Source organism: Pseudomonas sp. NC02, assembly GCF_002874965.1.
GTDB lineage: Bacteria > Pseudomonadota > Gammaproteobacteria > Pseudomonadales > Pseudomonadaceae > Aquipseudomonas.
Window position 1 is genome coordinate 4,328,437 of sequence record NZ_CP025624.1, and the last position, 15,248, is coordinate 4,343,684.

General features: G+C 60.7%; 12 protein-coding genes. All 12 read left to right on the top strand.

What is annotated here, in order from left to right:
• Nucleotides 1-93 precede the first annotated feature (93 nt).
• The 12 genes from purB to nuoH all read left to right on the top strand — a co-directional run bounded on the left by purB (nt 94) and on the right by nuoH (nt 15,247).
• The gene (gene purB, locus C0058_RS20415) at nt 94-1,464 is read left to right on the top strand and encodes an adenylosuccinate lyase (protein ID WP_003219584.1); all 1,371 of its coding nucleotides are present in this window, start codon (nt 94-96) and stop codon (nt 1,462-1,464) included.
• An 84-nt stretch (nt 1,465-1,548) separates the two neighbouring features.
• Nucleotides 1,549-2,715, top strand: coding sequence for a cupin domain-containing protein (locus tag C0058_RS20420; RefSeq protein WP_003219582.1), 1,167 nt, complete (start codon nt 1,549-1,551; stop codon nt 2,713-2,715).
• Complete coding sequence (locus tag C0058_RS20425; RefSeq protein WP_003219580.1) at nt 2,708-3,130, top strand: GNAT family N-acetyltransferase; 423 nt, start codon at nt 2,708-2,710, stop codon at nt 3,128-3,130. Before C0058_RS20420 ends, C0058_RS20425 begins: the two co-directional genes overlap by 8 nt.
• Before the next feature lie 239 nt (nt 3,131-3,369).
• Entirely contained in the window at nt 3,370-4,107 is a 738-nt protein-coding gene (locus C0058_RS20430) for a secretin N-terminal domain-containing protein (RefSeq protein ID WP_003219578.1), read from the top strand.
• Nucleotides 4,108-4,601: 494 nt separating this feature from the next.
• Complete coding sequence (aceA, locus tag C0058_RS20435) at nt 4,602-5,927, top strand: isocitrate lyase (protein ID WP_003219577.1); 1,326 nt, start codon at nt 4,602-4,604, stop codon at nt 5,925-5,927.
• Nucleotides 5,928-6,585: 658 nt separating this feature from the next.
• Complete coding sequence (locus C0058_RS20440) at nt 6,586-6,999, top strand: NADH-quinone oxidoreductase subunit A (protein WP_003219575.1); 414 nt, start codon at nt 6,586-6,588, stop codon at nt 6,997-6,999.
• A gap of 10 nt (nt 7,000-7,009) precedes the next feature.
• Entirely contained in the window at nt 7,010-7,684 is a 675-nt protein-coding gene (locus C0058_RS20445; RefSeq protein WP_003219572.1) for an NADH-quinone oxidoreductase subunit B family protein, read from the top strand.
• Between the two features lie 72 nt (nt 7,685-7,756).
• Nucleotides 7,757-9,541 carry an NADH-quinone oxidoreductase subunit C/D gene (gene nuoC, locus C0058_RS20450; protein ID WP_003219570.1) on the top strand — a complete coding sequence of 595 codons (1,785 nt, stop codon included), beginning with the start codon at nt 7,757-7,759 and terminating at the stop codon, nt 9,539-9,541.
• Nucleotides 9,542-9,543: 2 nt separating this feature from the next.
• Nucleotides 9,544-10,041 (top strand): NADH-quinone oxidoreductase subunit NuoE, encoded by a 498-nt coding sequence (gene nuoE / locus C0058_RS20455; RefSeq protein WP_003219568.1) that lies wholly within the window; start codon nt 9,544-9,546, stop codon nt 10,039-10,041.
• On the top strand, nt 10,038-11,393 hold the full coding sequence (gene nuoF / locus C0058_RS20460) for an NADH-quinone oxidoreductase subunit NuoF (RefSeq protein WP_003219566.1): 1,356 nt from the start codon (nt 10,038-10,040) through the stop codon (nt 11,391-11,393). Before nuoE ends, nuoF begins: the two co-directional genes overlap by 4 nt.
• Nucleotides 11,394-11,528: 135 nt before the next feature.
• The gene (nuoG, locus tag C0058_RS20465) at nt 11,529-14,243 is read left to right on the top strand and encodes an NADH-quinone oxidoreductase subunit NuoG (RefSeq protein WP_102369437.1); all 2,715 of its coding nucleotides are present in this window, start codon (nt 11,529-11,531) and stop codon (nt 14,241-14,243) included.
• Nucleotides 14,240-15,247 (top strand): NADH-quinone oxidoreductase subunit NuoH, encoded by a 1,008-nt coding sequence (gene nuoH / locus C0058_RS20470; RefSeq protein ID WP_003219563.1) that lies wholly within the window; start codon nt 14,240-14,242, stop codon nt 15,245-15,247. Before nuoG ends, nuoH begins: the two co-directional genes overlap by 4 nt.
• The last annotated feature ends 1 nt before the right edge of the window (nt 15,248 follow it).

Genomic DNA, 15,248 nt, shown 5'->3' on the forward strand with positions numbered 1-15,248 from the left:
GCGTAATACGCCGGTCAGTTGGCAACGGACCGGCGGATTTTTTCATGTATGATACGCGCCCCATTTCGTTGCCCGACTGTCCGAGAACACCCCATGCAGCTTTCTTCGCTCACTGCGGTTTCCCCTGTTGACGGCCGCTACGCCGGCAAAACCCAGGCCCTGCGCCCTATTTTCAGCGAATACGGCTTGATCCGTGCTCGTGTTCTGGTTGAAGTGCGCTGGCTCCAGCGCCTGGCCGCTCACCCTGGCATCAGCGAAGTGCCGGCGTTCTCTGCCGAAGCCAACGCTGTGCTGAACGCCCTGGCGGAAAACTTCGCTCTGGAGCACGCCGAGCGTGTCAAAGAGATCGAGCGCACCACCAACCACGACGTTAAAGCCATCGAATACCTGCTCAAAGAGCAAGCGGCCAAGCTGCCGGAACTGGCCAAGGTCAGCGAGTTCATCCACTTTGCCTGCACCAGCGAGGACATCAACAACCTGTCCCACGCCCTGATGCTGCGCGAAGGCCGTGATGACGTGATGCTGCCACTGATGCGCCAGACTGCCGACGCCATCCGCGAACTGGCGATCCGTTTCGCCGACGTTCCGATGCTGTCGCGCACCCACGGCCAGCCGGCTTCGCCGACCACCCTGGGTAAAGAACTGGCCAACGTGGTGTACCGCCTGGAGCGCCAGATCGCTCAAGTCGCGGCCGTACCGCTGCTGGGCAAGATCAACGGCGCCGTAGGCAACTACAACGCCCACCTGTCAGCCTATCCTGAGATCGACTGGGAAGAAAACGCCCGCGCCTTCATCGAAGACGAACTGGGCCTGGGTTTCAACCCGTACACCACGCAAATCGAACCCCACGACTACATCGCCGAGCTGTTCGACGCGATTGCGCGCTTCAACACCATCCTGATCGACTTCGATCGCGATATCTGGGGCTACATCTCCCTGGGCTACTTCAAGCAGCGCACCATTGCCGGCGAAATCGGTTCATCGACCATGCCGCACAAGGTCAACCCGATCGACTTCGAAAACTCCGAAGGCAACCTCGGGATCGCCAACGCCCTGTTCCAGCACCTGGCCAGCAAGTTGCCAATCTCCCGCTGGCAGCGCGACCTGACCGACTCCACCGTACTGCGCAACCTCGGCGTGGGCTTCGCCCACAGCGTGATCGCGTACGAAGCCAGCCTCAAAGGCATCAGCAAACTGGAGCTCAACGAGCAGAAGATCGCCGCCGACCTGGACGCTTGCTGGGAAGTCCTGGCCGAGCCGATCCAGACCGTGATGCGCCGCTATAACATCGAAAACCCGTACGAGAAGCTCAAAGAGCTGACCCGCGGCAAGGGCATCACCTCCGAAGCGCTGCAAACTTTCATTGACGGCCTGGACATGCCAGCCGCCGCCAAGGCCGAGCTGAAACTGCTCACCCCGGCCAACTACATCGGCAACGCTGTGGCTCAAGCCAAACGCATCTGATAGAAGCTTGACCCCTTGAGACGCCCGGCAGCGCCGGGCGTTTTTATTCCCGTCTGAAAAGTGCTTTTTTTCAATAGGTTACACATGAATCCTGACATTCCTCTTCAACTTCTGGGCGGCATCACGGCACGGGAATTCCTGCGCGACTACTGGCAGAAAAAACCCCTGCTGATCCGCCAGGCCATCCCTGACTTCGAAAGCCCGATCGACGCCGACGAACTGGCCGGCCTGGCGCTGGAAGAAGAAGTCGAGTCGCGCCTAATCATCGAACACGGCGAACGCCCGTGGGAGTTGCGCCGCGGCCCGTTCGCCGAAGATGCCTTCAGCACCCTGCCCGAGCGCGAGTGGACCCTGCTGGTGCAGGCGGTCGACCAGTTCGTGCCGGAAGTGGCCGAACTGCTGGAAAACTTCCGCTTCCTGCCAAGCTGGCGCATTGACGATGTGATGATCAGCTACGCCGCCCCGGGTGGCAGCGTGGGCCCGCACTTCGACAACTACGACGTGTTCCTGCTGCAAGGTTCCGGCAAGCGCAACTGGAAGATCGGCCAGATGTGCAACTCCGAAAGCCCGCTGCTGCAACACGCGGACCTGCGCATCCTCGCTGAATTCGAAGAGACCGCCGAATGGGTGCTGGAACCGGGCGACATGCTCTACCTGCCGCCCCGCCTGGCCCACTGCGGCGTGGCCGTGGATGATTGCATGACCTACTCCGTAGGCTTCCGCGCCCCGAGCGCCGCTGAAGTGCTGACCCACTTCACCGACTTCCTCAGCCAGTACCTGACTGACGAAGAGCGCTACACCGACGCCGATGCCCAGCCGGTCAGCGACCCGCACCAGATCCAGGGCGACGCCCTCGACCGCCTGAAAAGCCTGTTGGCCGAGCACATGAGCGACGAGCGCATGCTGCTGACCTGGTTCGGCCAGTTCATGACCGAGCCGCGCTACCCGGAACTGGTCGCCGGCCCGGAAGTGGAAGAAGAAGACCTGCTGGGCAGCCTGGAAAACGGCGCCGTGCTGATCCGCAACCCGAGCGCCCGCCTGGCCTGGTCCGAAGTCGACGACGACCTGCTGCTGTTCGCCAGCGGCCAGAGCCGCCTGTTGCCGGGCAAGCTGCGGGAACTGCTGAAGCTGGTGTGCGCCGCCGACGCCCTGCACATCGACAACCTCGGCCCATGGCTGGCGGATGAAGATGGCTGCGCCCTGCTGTGGGAACTGGTCAAGCAAGGAAGCCTGGGGTTTGCCGATGAATAAGATTCACGTAAGTGTCGCGGACTGGCAAAAGGATATCGCCGAGATACGGCGCATTCGTGAAGCGGTATTTATCGCTGAACAATCGGTTCCACCGGAGCTGGAATGGGATGCAGACGACGCGAGTGCCGTGCATTTCCTGGCGTTCGAAGGCGACTTTCCCATCGGTACTGCACGCCTGCTGCCTACCGGCGAGATCGGCCGCGTGTCGGTTCTCAAAGACTGGCGCGGCCTGAAGGTCGGCGACAAGCTGATGGAAGCGGTGATCGGCGTGGCCGAGAAACGCGGCCAGACCCGGCAGATCCTCAGTGCACAGGTCCATGCGGCGCCGTTTTATGAGCGCCTGGGCTTCAAGATTGTCAGCGATGAGTTCCTGGAAGTCGGGATTCCTCACGTTGATATGGTGCGCGAGGGCTGATCCGAGACCGCGCCGCGCCCTTCGCAGGCAAGCCAGCTCCCACATTCGATCCAGTACATCCTTTGGAATGAGGTCAAATGTGGGAGCGGGCTTGCTCGCGAAGGCGCCATCAGCAACACCTCAAAAGGCCCTGCCATCCCCCGATGCCAGGGCCTTTTGCCGTCCAGGATTCAACTTGCACCCCGCCAGGCCGACAAACTGGCAATATCTAGCCTAAATGACTCGCAGAGATAACGGACATGTCCCTACGCACCCTGCTCACCCTGTTGCTCCTGGCCACCAGTTTCTCGGTGATGGCCGCCACCGAAGTCGTGCCCCTGAGCAACCGCACCAGCGCCGACCTGCTGCCGGTGGCGCAGAACTTTATCGGCAAGGACGGCACCGTCAGCGCCTACGGCAACCAACTGATCGTGAATGCCGAGCCCGACAAGATCCAGGGCCTGCGCGCCCTGCTCGCGCAACTGGACACGCCTTCCAAGCGCCTGCTGATCACCGTCGACACCAACGAAAACAACCAGCAGAGCAACGGCAACAATCAAACCCAGGTCATCACCTACAGCACCGAGAGCCGTGACGGCGGGATCCAGCAGATCCAGGCCAGCGAAGGCGTGCCCGCGCTGATCCAGGTCGGCCAGAGCGTGCCCCTCACCACCACCCAGCCCGATGCCTACGGCCGCCCGCAGAACCAGACCCAGTATCGCAACGTAACCCAGGGTTTCTACGTGACGGCCAGCGTCACCGGCGAGACCGTTCACCTGAGCATCAGTACCAATCGTGACCGCATGAGCCAGGAACGTCCCGATGTAGTGAACGTGCAAAGTACCGACACAACTGTCAGCGGACGCCTGGGCGAGTGGATCACCCTGGCCGGGATCAACCGCCAGACCCAGGCCGACAAAAGCACTACAACCCGCAGCTACTCTACTCAAGGGCGCGATGACCTGACATTGCGGGTCAAAGTCGACACGCTGAACTGAAGCACCAAAAACTGACTGGCGAGTCGTATTAGACTAAAGATGTAGTGCTTGAAAAAAAGCACTACAAAACATTTGACGATCCAAAAAAGCATGGGCATGATGGCCTCGCTCCCGCTAATCAGGGGCCCTGGCAAGGGCCTTCGGATCGTCGCTCAAAGCCACCCACCTGAGCCGATTCGTGTCTGTACCGCCCACAAGGTGTGTTTGACGAGGTTGCGACTGGAACGAAGTTGTCCCGAGGGACGGAAGCTAACCAGGTAACCCGGCAACACACTGATGGATCGTACAAAGGCCCACGACGCCCGAAGACTGTTCGCAGTTCGCCCTTACCTGCTCAACTCCCCCTTGAGCCACTCGTTCATCCCGTCGCCTTCCCCGCCGAGCCTGACTTGACCGCCTAAGCTTCTGGTCAGCGAGCAGCCATAACCACGCACTGATTACGTGGCTGGCAAATGGAATTTTCCACCTAGACCTATGCGACGAGGTTTTTCCCCATGGCACTGACACGCGAACAGCAAATTGCAGCCCTTGAAAAAGACTGGGCTGAAAACCCACGCTGGAAAGGCGTGACCCGCGCTTATTCCGCTGCTGACGTCGTCCGCCTGCGTGGCTCGGTTCAACCTGAGCACACCTTTGCAAAACTCGGCGCCGAGAAGCTGTGGAAGCTGGTCACCCAGGGTGCCAAGCCGTCCTTCCGTCCCGAAAAAGATTTCGTCAACTGCATGGGCGCCCTGACTGGCGGCCAAGCGGTTCAACAGGTCAAAGCCGGTATCCAGGCGATCTACCTGTCTGGCTGGCAAGTGGCAGCGGACAACAACTCCGCTGAATCCATGTACCCCGACCAATCGCTGTACCCGGTGGACTCCGTGCCAACCGTGGTCAAGCGCATCAACAACTCGTTCCGCCGTGCCGACCAGATCCAGTGGAAAGCCGGTAAAGGCCCGGGCGATGAAGGCTACATCGACTACTTCGCACCGATCGTTGCAGACGCTGAAGCCGGTTTCGGTGGCGTACTGAACGCCTACGAGCTGATGAAGAGCATGATCGAGGCAGGCGCTGCCGGCGTTCACTTCGAAGACCAGCTGGCTTCGGTGAAGAAATGCGGCCACATGGGCGGCAAGGTACTGGTTCCAACCCAGGAAGCTGTTCAAAAGCTGACGGCTGCTCGTCTGGCTGCTGACGTTGCTGGCACTCCGACCATCATCCTGGCCCGTACCGATGCCAACGCGGCTGATTTGCTGACCTCGGATTGCGACCCGTACGACCAGCCGTTCGTGACTGGCGAACGTACCCAGGAAGGTTTCTATAAAGTGCGCGCCGGTCTCGACCAGGCGATCGCTCGTGGCCTGGCCTACGCGCCGTACGCCGACCTGATCTGGTGCGAAACTGCCAAGCCGGACCTGGACGAAGCCCGCCGCTTTGCCGAAGCCATCAAGAAGGAATACCCGGATCAACTGCTGTCCTACAACTGCTCGCCTTCCTTCAACTGGAAGAAGAACCTGGACGACGCGACCATCGCCAAGTTCCAGCGTGAACTGTCTGCCATGGGCTACAAGCACCAATTCATCACCCTGGCCGGCATTCACAACATGTGGCACAGCATGTTCAACCTGGCGCACGACTACGCCCGCAACGACATGACTGCCTACGTGAAGCTGCAGGAACAAGAGTTCGCTGATGCTGCCAAGGGTTACACCTTTGTGGCGCACCAGCAGGAAGTGGGCACCGGCTACTTCGACGACATGACCACCGTGATCCAGGGCGGCACCTCGTCCGTGACTGCGCTGACCGGTTCGACCGAAGAAGAGCAGTTCCACTAAGTACTGAGTACACGGCCACTGCGGCCCCACGGAAGACCTAACCGCAGTGCCGCACGATCTGACGCCCCGACTGGTTCGGGGCGTTTTTTTTGCACTGATGAAACCCTGCCTGACACAACACAGATCAAAATGTGGGAGCGGGCTTGCTCGCGAATGCGGTGTATCAGTCAACAGATTCATTGGCTGACCCACTGCATTCGCGAGCAAGCCCGCTCCCACAAGGGGAATGTGTGCATTCTGAAAATTTGTGCAAAACATTGATCTAGAGCGGTATCTGCATCAACCAGATCGGTTAAAAGATCTCCGTCAGCAACTAAGCGACAATCTAGCAAGTAACGGCAACTTCCCCCGCCACACGAGAAACATTCGCTTAAACCCCACGCAAACAATATTCATTATCATTTAGAGCATGAAAACTTCTTTACCGGTTAAACAAAACACAATTCGTGAAAAGCCCGCTAATGCCCGCAGCACAAGGGCTACAGCCCCAAGAAGGTGCACTATGTGCTTATTCCATCGAATAATTTCGCTATAGGAATTTTACTTGCCCGGTGTTTAGCCATAAAATCACCGCGATTGATTGCGCTGCGACATATCGTCACTGCATCGTTACTTTTTCGAGCTCAGAGACCTTTGCTCTCTGTTAAGGATTTCCAGCATGACCGAAGCGACAGGACTCATGGCCCACAACTGGGGCTTTGCCATTTTCCTCCTCGGTGTAGTCGGCCTTTGCGCCTTCATGCTCGGCGTCTCCAGCCTCCTCGGGTCAAAAGCCTGGGGCCGCAGCAAAAACGAACCGTTCGAGTCCGGCATGCTACCTACAGGTGGCGCCCGCTTGCGGCTCTCAGCCAAATTCTATCTGGTCGCGATGCTCTTCGTGATCTTCGACATCGAAGCCCTTTTTCTCTTTGCCTGGTCTGTGTCCGTCCGCGAAAGCGGCTGGACCGGATTCGTCGAAGCCCTCGTTTTCATAGCAATTCTGTTGGCAGGCCTTGTCTACCTATTTCGAGTGGGCGCCCTTGACTGGGCTCCGGAAGCTCGTCGCAAGCGGCAAGCGAAGCTGAAACAATGAGGCTTTGGCGATGCAATACAATCTCACCAGGATCGACCCGGATGCTCCTAACGAGCAGTACCCAATCGGCGAACGGGAAACCGTTTCCGACCCGTTAGAAGACCAAGTCCACAAAAACATCTACATGGGCAAGCTGGAAGACGTGCTGAGTGGTGCGGTCAACTGGGGACGTAAGAACTCCCTGTGGCCGTACAACTTCGGTCTGTCCTGCTGCTACGTGGAAATGACCACCGCCTTCACGGCGCCCCACGACATCGCGCGCTTTGGCGCCGAAGTTATCCGGGCATCGCCGCGTCAGGCGGATTTCATGGTTATCGCCGGTACCTGCTTTATCAAGATGGCGCCGATCATTCAGCGTCTCTACGAGCAAATGCTCGAGCCAAAGTGGGTTATCTCCATGGGTTCGTGCGCCAACTCCGGTGGCATGTACGACATCTACTCCGTGGTTCAGGGGGTGGACAAGTTCCTGCCCGTGGACGTCTACGTGCCTGGCTGCCCGCCCCGCCCTGAAGCATTTCTGCAAGGCTTGATGCTGTTGCAGGAATCGATTGGCAAGGAGCGTCGCCCACTTTCCTGGGTTGTCGGAGATCAAGGCGTATACCGCGCCGAGATGCCGTCACAAAAGGAACAGCGCCGCGAACAGCGTATTCAGGTAACCAACCTGCGCAGCCCCGACGAAGTCTGATCCAGAACCGCTTCTTTTATAGAACGAAAACCTGGCTTCATTCTTTACGTTGACCGAAAGCGATAAAAAACCATGACTACAGGCAGTGCTCTGTACATCCCGCCTTATAAGGCAGACGACCAGGATGTGGTCGTCGAACTCAACAACCGTTTTGGCCCTGACGCCTTCACCGCCCAGGCCACACGCACCGGCATGCCGGTGCTGTGGGTGGCGCGTGCCAGGCTCGTCGAAGTCCTGAGCTTCCTGCGCAACCTGCCCAAGCCGTACGTCATGCTCTATGACCTGCATGGCGTGGACGAGCGCCTGCGCACCAAGCGCCAGGGGCTGCCGAGCGGCGCCGACTTCACCGTGTTCTACCACTTGATGTCGCTGGAACGTAACAGCGACGTGATGATCAAGGTGGCCCTCTCCGAGAGCGACCTGAGCGTTCCGACCGTGACCGGTATCTGGCCTAACGCCAACTGGTACGAGCGTGAAGTGTGGGACATGTTCGGCATCGATTTCCCGGGCCACCCGCACCTGTCGCGCATCATGATGCCGCCGACCTGGGAAGGTCACCCGCTGCGCAAGGACTTCCCTGCCCGCGCCACCGAATTCGATCCATTCAGCCTGACCCTCGCCAAGCAACAGCTTGAAGAAGAGGCTGCGCGCTTCCGTCCGGAAGACTGGGGCATGAAGCGCTCCGGCACCAACGAGGACTACATGTTCCTCAACCTGGGCCCGAACCACCCTTCGGCTCACGGTGCCTTCCGCATCATCCTGCAACTGGACGGCGAAGAAATCGTCGACTGCGTACCGGACATCGGCTACCACCACCGTGGTGCCGAGAAGATGGCCGAGCGTCAGTCGTGGCACAGCTTCATCCCGTACACCGACCGTATCGACTACCTCGGCGGCGTGATGAACAACCTGCCGTACGTGCTCTCGGTCGAGAAGCTGGCCGGCATCAAGGTGCCGGACAAGGTCGACACCATCCGCATCATGATGGCCGAGTTCTTCCGGATCACCAGCCACCTGCTGTTCCTGGGTACCTATATCCAGGACGTCGGCGCCATGACCCCGGTGTTCTTCACCTTCACCGACCGTCAGCGTGCGTACAAGGTCATCGAAGCCATCACCGGTTTCCGCCTGCACCCGGCCTGGTACCGCATCGGCGGCGTCGCCCACGACCTGCCGCGTGGCTGGGAACGCCTGGTCAAGGAATTCATCGACTGGATGCCCAAGCGTCTGGACGAATACCAGAAAGCCGCCCTGGACAACAGCATCCTCAAGGGCCGGACCATCGGCGTCGCCCAGTACAACACCAAAGAGGCCCTGGAATGGGGCGTCACCGGTGCTGGCCTGCGTTCCACCGGTTGCGATTTCGACCTGCGTAAAGCACGCCCGTACTCCGGCTACCAGAACTTCGAATTCGAAGTGCCGCTGGCGGCCAACGGCGATGCCTACGACCGCTGCATCGTGCGCGTCGAAGAAATGCGCCAGAGCCTGAAGATCATCGAACAGTGCATGCGCAACATGCCGGAAGGCCCGTACAAGGCGGATCACCCGCTGACCACGCCGCCGCCGAAAGAGCGCACGCTGCAACACATCGAAACCCTGATCACGCACTTCCTGCAAGTTTCGTGGGGCCCGGTAATGCCGGCCAACGAATCCTTCCAGATGATCGAAGCGACCAAGGGTATCAACAGTTATTACCTGACGAGCGATGGCGGCACCATGAGCTACCGCACCCGGATTCGTACGCCAAGCTTCCCGCACCTGCAGCAGATCCCTTCGGTGATCAAAGGTGAAATGGTCGCGGACTTGATTGCGTACCTGGGTAGTATCGATTTCGTTATGGCCGACGTGGACCGCTAAGCATGAATAGCACGCTTATCCAGACAGACCGTTTCACCTTGAGTGAAACCGAGCGCTCGGCCATCGAGCACGAGCTGCATCACTACGAAGACCCGCGCGCGGCGTCGATCGAAGCCTTGAAGATCGTCCAGAAGGAACGTGGCTGGGTGCCGGACGGCGCCCTCTACGCCATCGGCGAGATCCTCGGCATCCCCGCCAGCGACGTTGAAGGCGTGGCGACGTTCTACAGCCAGATCTTCCGCCAGCCGGTCGGCCGCCACATCATTCGCGTGTGCGACAGCATGGTCTGCTACATCGGTGGCCACGAGTCCGTGGTCAGCGAGATCCAGAGCAAGCTGGGCATCGGCCTGGGCCAAACCACTCCGGACGGGCGCTTCACGCTGCTGCCGGTGTGCTGCCTGGGCAACTGTGACAAGGCGCCGGCGTTGATGATCGACGACGACACATTCGGCGACGTGCAGCCTGCTGGCGTCACCCAATTGCTCGAGGGCTACCCATGACCCTGACTTCCTTCGGTCCTGCCAACCGCATCAAGCGGTCGGCCGAGACTCACCCGCTGACCTGGCGCCTGCGTGACGACGGCGAGCCTGTATGGCTTGACGAGTACCAGGCCAAGAACGGTTACGCGGCCGCGCGCAAAGCCTTTGCCGACATGGCCCAGGACGACATCGTCCAGACCGTGAAGGACGCAGGCCTTAAGGGCCGCGGCGGTGCAGGCTTCCCCACGGGTGTCAAGTGGGGCCTGATGCCGAAAGACGAATCCATCAACATCCGCTACCTGCTGTGCAACGCGGATGAAATGGAGCCGAACACCTGGAAAGACCGCATGCTGATGGAGCAACTGCCCCATCTGCTGATCGAAGGCATGCTGATCAGTGCCCGCGCGCTGAAAACCTACCGCGGCTACATCTTCCTGCGTGGCGAATACACCACCGCCGCCAAGCACCTGAACCGTGCCGTGGAAGAAGCCAAGGCCGCTGGCCTGCTGGGCAAGAACATCCTTGGTTCGGGTTTCGACTTCGAACTGTTCGTGCACACCGGCGCAGGGCGTTATATCTGCGGTGAAGAAACCGCACTGATCAACTCCCTCGAAGGCCGCCGCGCCAACCCGCGTTCCAAGCCGCCCTTCCCTGCCGCCGTGGGCGTGTGGGGCAAGCCGACCTGCGTGAACAACGTTGAAACCCTGTGCAACGTGCCGGCAATCATCGGCGACGGCGTGGAGTGGTACAAATCGTTGGCCCGCGAAGGCAGCGAAGACATGGGCACCAAGCTCATGGGCTTCTCCGGCAAGGTCAAGAACCCGGGCCTGTGGGAACTGCCTTTCGGCGTGACCGCACGCGAGCTGTTCGAGGACTACGCCGGCGGCATGCGCGATGGCTACACCCTCAAGGCCTGGCAGCCAGGCGGCGCCGGTACCGGCTTCCTGTTGCCAGAACACCTGGACGCTCAAATGTACGCCGGCGGCATCGGCAAGGTGGGCACCCGTATGGGTACCGGCCTGGCCATGGCCGTGGACAACACCGTGAACATGGTGTCGTTGCTGCGCAACATGGAGCAATTCTTCTCCCGCGAATCCTGTGGCTTCTGCACCCCGTGCCGCGACGGTTTGCCATGGAGCGTCAAGCTGCTGATGGCCCTGGAAAACGGCGAAGGCCGCGAGGGCGACATCGAGACCCTGCTGGGTCTGGTCGGTTTCCTCGGCCCAGGCAAGACCTTCTGTGCTCACGCACCGGGCGCCGTGGAGCCATTGGGCAGCGCGATCAAATACTTCCGCTCGGAGTTCGAAGCCGGCATCGCGCCTACCAGCGCCGCCGTCCCGCCTCTGGCAAGGCCGATCGTAGTCGGCGCGTAACGCTTAAAAAGGCGAAGGGTCCGTGCCCTTCGCTTTCTCATGTGCTGACGCCTTCAAGGCTGTGTTGATGCACATGAATAACAAGATTCCATTAGCCACGCCCGCTGACACCGGGCCAACGAAGAACTTTGAACCATGGCCACTATCCACGTAGACGGCAAAGAGCTCGAAGTCGATGGGGCAGACAACCTGTTACAGGCGTGTCTGTCGCTAGGCCTCGACATTCCATATTTCTGCTGGCACCCCGCCCTTGGCAGCGTTGGCGCTTGCCGCCAGTGCGCGGTCAAGCAGTACACCGACGAGAACGACACCCGTGGTCGTATCGTCATGTCCTGCATGACCCCTGCCACCGACGGCAGCTGGATCTCCATCGAAGACGAAGAAGCGAAAGTGTTTCGCGCCAGCGTCGTCGAATGGCTGATGACCAACCACCCGCACGACTGCCCTGTGTGTGAGGAAGGCGGCCACTGCCACCTGCAAGACATGACCGTGATGACCGGCCACAACGAGCGCCGGTATCGCTTCACCAAGCGTACTCACCAGAACCAGCAACTGGGCCCGTTCATCTCCCACGAGATGAACCGCTGCATCGCTTGCTACCGCTGCGTGCGCTTCTATAAGGACTACGCCGGCGGTACCGACCTCGGTGTGTTTGGCGCCCACGACAACGTGTACTTCGGTCGCGTTGAAGACGGCACCCTCGAAAGTGAATTCTCCGGCAACCTCACCGAGGTCTGCCCGACCGGTGTGTTCACCGACAAGACTCACTCCGAGCGCTACAACCGCAAGTGGGACATGCAGTTCTCGCCGAGCATCTGCCATGGCTGCTCCAGCGGTTGCAACATCTCCCCGGGTGAGCGCTACGGCGAACTGCGTCGGATCGAAAACCGCTTCAACGGTTCGGTCAACCAGTACTTCCTGTGCGACCGTGGCCGTTTCGGCTACGGCTACGTCAACCGCGAAGACCGCCCGCGTCAGCCACTGCTGGCCGACGGCGCCAAGCTGAGCCTCGACGAAGCACTGGATAAAGCCGCTGACCTGCTGCGCGGTCGCAACATCGTCGGTATCGGTTCGCCCCGCGCCAGCCTCGAAAGCAACTACGCGTTGCGCGAACTGGTGGGTGCCGAGCACTTCTACTCGGGTATCGAAGCCGGTGAACTGGAGCGCATCCGCCTCGTGCTGCAAGTCTTGAACGACAGCCCGCTGCCGGTTCCGAACATGCGCGACATCGAAGACCATGACGCGATCTTCGTCCTCGGTGAAGACCTGACCCAGACCGCTGCCCGTGTCGCCCTGTCCCTGCGCCAGTCGGTAAAAGGCAAGGCCGAAGACATGGCCGACGCCATGCGCGTCCAGCCATGGCTCGACGCTGCGGTGAAAAACATCGGCCAGCACGCGCTGAACCCGCTGTTTATCGCCAGCCTGACCGCCACCAAGCTCGACGACATCGCAGAAGAATGCGTACACGCCGCGCCTGACGACCTGGCCCGCATCGGTTTCGCCGTGGCCCACGCCCTCGACGCCAGCGCGCCTGCCGTAGAAGGCCTGGACGCTGAAGCCGCTGAACTGGCCAAACGCATCGCCGACGCCCTGCTGGCCGCCAAGCGTCCATTGATCATCGCCGGCACCTCGCTGGGTTCCAAGGCGCTGATCGAAGCCGCGGCCAACATCGCCAAAGCCTTGAAGCTGCGCGAGAAGAACGGTTCCATCAGCCTGATCGTGCCAGAGGCCAACAGCCTCGGCCTGGCCATGCTCGGTGGCGAGTCCCTGGACGCCGCCCTGCAAGCCGTGACCGACGGCAGCGCCGATGCGATCGTGGTACTGGAAAACGACCTGTACACCCGCACTGATTCGGCCAAGGTCGACGCAGCGCTGAACGCGGCCAAAGTGGTGATCGTTGCCGACCACCAGAAAACCGCCACCAGCGACCGTGCCCACCTGGTACTGCCCGCCGCCAGCTTTGCTGAAGGCGACGGTACCCTGGTCAGCCAGGAAGGCCGCGCCCAGCGCTTCTTCCAGGTGTTCGATCCGAAGTACATGGACGCCAGCATCCTGGTTCACGAAGGCTGGCGCTGGCTGCATGCCCTGCGCGCCACCCTGCTGAACCAGCCGATCGACTGGACCCAGCTCGACCACGTGACCGCTGCCGCCGCTGCCGCTGCACCGCAACTGGCACGCATCGTCGACGCTGCACCGTCCGCCGCGTTCCGCATCAAGGGCATGAAACTCGCCCGTGAACCGTTGCGTTACTCCGGTCGTACCGCCATGCGGGCTGACATCAGCGTGCATGAGCCACGTACACCGCAAGACAACGACACCGCGTTTGCCTTCTCCATGGAAGGTTACTCGGGTTCGGTCGAGCCACGTCAGCAGGTGCCTTTCGCCTGGTCGCCGGGCTGGAACTCGCCGCAGGCCTGGAACAAGTTCCAGGACGAAGTCGGTGGCCACATTCGTGCCGGCGACCCGGGCACCCGCCTGATCGAAAGCACCGGTGACTCGCTGAACTGGTTCGCCAGCGTTCCGCGTCCGTTCAACCCGGCCCAGGGTACCTGGCAGGTTGTGCCGTTCTTCCACCTGTTCGGCAGCGAAGAGACTTCTTCCAAAGCCGCGCCGGTACAAGAGCGCATTCCAGCCGCCTACGTGTCCGTAGCCAAGTCCGAAGCCGACCGCCTGGGCGTCAACGACGGTGCCCTGCTCAGCGTGAACGTCGCCGGCAAGACCCTGCGTCTGCCGCTGCGCATCGACGAAGAGTTGGGTGCTGGCCTGGTTGCATTGCCAAAAGGCCTCGCGGGGATTCCTCCGGCGATCTTCGGCCTTACCGTTGACGGTCTGCAGGAGGCAGCTCAATGACCTGGTTCACCCCTGAAGTGATCGACGTGATCATCGCGGTGGTCAAGGCCATCGTGATCCTGTTGGCCGTGGTCGTGGCGGGCGCCCTGCTCAGCTTCGTCGAACGTCGCCTGCTGGGCTGGTGGCAGGACCGTTACGGTCCGAACCGCGTTGGCCCGTTTGGTATGTTCCAGATCGCCGCCGACATGCTGAAAATGTTCTTCAAGGAAGACTGGACCCCGCCGTTTGCCGACAAGGTGATCTTCACCCTGGCACCGGTCGTGGCCATGAGCGCCTTGCTGATTGCCTTCGCAATCATCCCGATCACCCCGACCTGGGGCGTGGCGGACCTGAACATCGGCTTGCTGTTCTTCTTCGCCATGGCCGGCCTGTCGGTCTACGCGGTGTTGTTCGCCGGTTGGTCGAGCAACAACAAGTTCGCCCTGCTGGGCAGCTTGCGGGCCTCGGCCCAGACCGTGTCCTACGAAGTGTTCATGGGCCTCGCGCTGATGGGCATCGTGGTGCAGGTGGGCTCGTTCAACATGCGCGACATCGTCGAGTACCAGGCGCAGAACCTGTGGTTCATCATTCCGCAGTTCTTCGGCTTCTGTACGTTCTTCATCGCTGGCGTCGCCGTGACTCACCGTCACCCGTTCGACCAGCCGGAAGCGGAACAGGAACTGGCCGACGGTTACCACATTGAATACGCCGGCATGAAATGGGGCATGTTCTTCGTTGGTGAATACATCGGCATCATCTTGATCTCGGCCCTGCTGGTCACGCTGTTCTTCGGCGGCTGGCACGGTCCGTTCGGCATCCTGCCGCAGCTGGCGTTCTTCTGGTTCTTCCTGAAGACCGCGTTCTTCATCATGCTGTTCATCCTGCTGCGCGCTTCCATCCCGCGTCCACGGTATGACCAGGTGATGGATTTCAGCTGGCGATTCTGCCTGCCGCTGACCCTGATCAATTTGCTGGTGACTGCTGCCGTTGTGTTGTTGAACACGCCAGCGGGCGCGGTTCAGTGAG